The sequence below is a fragment of the Streptosporangium minutum genome (assembly GCF_002149035.1).
GTDB classification, from domain to species: domain Bacteria; phylum Actinomycetota; class Actinomycetes; order Streptosporangiales; family Streptosporangiaceae; genus Streptosporangium; species Streptosporangium minutum.
The window spans coordinates 1-2619 of record NZ_NGFP01000464.1; the positions used below are offsets into that span (position 1 = coordinate 1).

The 2619-nt window shown below is 71.1% G+C and carries 2 protein-coding genes and 1 pseudogene; 2 read left to right on the forward strand and 1 reads right to left on the reverse strand.

The genetic code is table 11. The features are described from left to right. Positions 1-646 (forward strand): TetR/AcrR family transcriptional regulator (locus CA984_RS43615; protein ID WP_242676508.1); only part of this gene is annotated, 646 nt, incomplete at its 5' end. 97 nt (positions 647-743) lie between these two features. Here the strand turns inward: CA984_RS43615 and CA984_RS43620 are convergent. Further along, complete coding sequence (locus tag CA984_RS43620) at positions 744-1580, reverse strand: dioxygenase family protein (RefSeq protein ID WP_086579120.1); 837 nt, start codon at positions 1578-1580, stop codon at positions 744-746. A gap of 413 nt (positions 1581-1993) precedes the next feature. Between CA984_RS43620 and CA984_RS43625 the strand changes: the two are divergent. After that, a pseudogene (locus CA984_RS43625) lies at positions 1994-2619 on the forward strand (hypothetical protein); the annotation flags it as partial.

Genomic DNA, 2619 nt, shown 5'->3' on the forward strand with positions numbered 1-2619 from the left:
GAAGGGTGCGGAGGGGGAGAAGGCGGTCCCCGCCCGGCGTCCGCGCCGCCACGACCCGAACAGGAAGGGTGCGGAGGGGGAGAAGGCGGTCCCCGCCCGGCGTCCGCGCCGCCACGACCCGAACAGGCGGGACCGCCTCATCGACGTCACCATCGAGGTGATCGTCGAGCACGGGCTCGCCGGCACCGGCCACCGCAGCGTGGCGGAGGCGGCCGACGTCCCCCTCGGCTCGATGACCTACCACTTCGCGAGCCTGGACGAGCTCGTCGAACTGGCCTTCTCCCGCTACGTGAGCGTCCTGGCCGACCGCTTCGACGCGCGCCTGGCCGCCGCCCCCGAGGACGGGGACCTCGCCGCGATCGTCACCGACGTGATCATGGTCGACTTCCTGCAGGCCCGCCGCGACCTGGTGCTCGCCTACGAGCTCTACCTCGGCGCCGCCCGCAATCCCGCTCTGCGGGAGGTGACGCGGACCTGGATGAGCCGGAGCAGGCGCGCCCTGGAACGGCTCACCGACCCGGCGACCGCCCAGGTCCTCGACGCCCTGCTGGAAGGGCTCGTACTGCACAATTTCCTCGCGAGAGATCCCATGACGCGCGAGGAGGTCCACCAGGCGGTCGCCCGCGTCATCGGTCCCGCCCGCTAGGCCGACCGGCCGGGCCGTACGCCGCCGGAGGCGCCGTCAGGTCCGGTGCGATCGCCGCCGCCGCGGTCCTCCCGATCCACGGCGGCGGACGGGTGCGTCAGACGCGCTGCCAGAGAGCCGGGACGTTCGGGGGCTCCCAACCGGCGTAGGCGGTGTGCGCCTGCAGGCACCGGTAGGTCAGATTGGCGTAGGTGACCTGGTCACCGGCCCGATAGCTCGTGCCGGCCCTCCAGGTGCCGGTCGGGGGCGGGGTGGTCGTGGTCGGCGTCGGGCTGGGGGACGGCGTGCCGACGATGTTGAGCACGAAGTCGAAGCTCGCCTCCCTTCCCGAGCCCACCGTGCGAACGTTCATGAGCAGCGACGGGTGGAAGATGGTGTCGGTGTTGTTGCGCGGCTCGTTCGGGAAGTAGAGCTGCGTGGTGAGGACCGGCCGGTTCGGGGCCTGGACCTTGACGTGGATGTGCCGGGTGCGGCCCGGGTACAGGCCCGGCACGATCGTGGTCAGCTTGAACGCGCCCTGGGCGTCGCTGAACTGGTGCCCGCGGAAGGTGTATCCGGTGTTGTCGTAGGCGCCGTTGGTGTCCGCCTGCCAGAAGTCCAGCAGCGCGTTGGCGATCGGCTGGCATGACCGGCCGAACACGTAGCCGCTGACGGTCAGCGGGACGCCAGGGCCGGTCAGCGTGCTGCGCAGGGGCGAGTTGGGCTTGAAGTAGGGGCCCTCGGTCTGGGCGATCGTCGGGTCGTCACCGTCGTCGCAGAACGGCGTGGGGTCGAGCAGCCGGCCCGTCCCCTGCGCGTTGCGGGCCAGCGCGGGGGCACCGAACAGCAGCGGAGCCGCCGGGGCTATCAGGGCGGCCTTCAGCAGGGTCTTGCGGCTGATGCCCCTGGATTCCTTGCCTTCGATTTTGTCGTCGCGGGTGTTCTCGGCGTCCACAATGGCCTCCTTGGCCTCCGGGGGGACGTGCCTGGATGCAACCTGTCGAACGCGTGCGGCGTCGGTGCGGCCGGTCGGAACCGGCGCCGTGCGACACCGCCGCGGGGAACTGGCCGGAACCCGGCAGCCTGGACTGGAACAAAGCTGACATCGGACAAGAGGGGCGGAATACCCTTCAAGTTTCCATAACTTCGCCATATGGGGCTTCGGCTGGTAACGGCGCAGGTGAGAGCCTCCTGAAGAGGGCTTCCGCCGCGTCATACCGAATGCCTATGACATGAATGGAATGGCGTGACCAGCTGCGATACCACCTCCCGCAGGGGAAACCGCAACACGGTGACGTGGCCTCCCACCGGAGGTCGACCGGCCAGAATGAGGAACTGGACGACCCGAGGCGGCCGAGAGGTGTTCCGATGACCGGTGACGACGGCAGAACGGGCCGGGGTGGCGTGCCCGCGGCCGGGGAGGCGGCGGAGCGGGCCGATTCCTCAGGACGGGCCGGAGCCCTGGAACGGGCGATCGAGGCGATCCCACTGGTCGACCACCACGTCCACGGCGCCCTGGCCGTTGACGTGTCACGGCGCGAGTTCGAGGAGCTGATCACCGAGTCCGACCGGCCGGTGCCCGCCTGGATGACCCAGTTCGACTCCCAGATCGGGTTCGCCATCCTGCGGCACTGCGCGCCCGTGCTCGGCCTCGACCCGCATCCGGACCCCGAGGCCTATCTCGCCCGCCGTACCGAGCTCGGCGCCGAGGAGGTCAACAGGCGCCTGCTCGCCGCCACCGGGATCGGCCACTTCCTGGTGGAGACGGGCTACCGGGGGGACGGGATCCTCGACCCGGCGCGGATGGCCGCCGTCACCGGCAGGCCCGCCGACGAGGTGGTCCGGCTGGAGGCGGTCGCCGAGCGGGTCGCCGCCGGGGGGGCCGGCGCGGCCGGATTCGCCGCCGCCTTCGAGGAGGCCCTCTGGGAGCACAGCCGTACGGCGTGCGGACTGAAGACGATCGTCGCCTACCGGCACGGGCTCGACTTCGACCC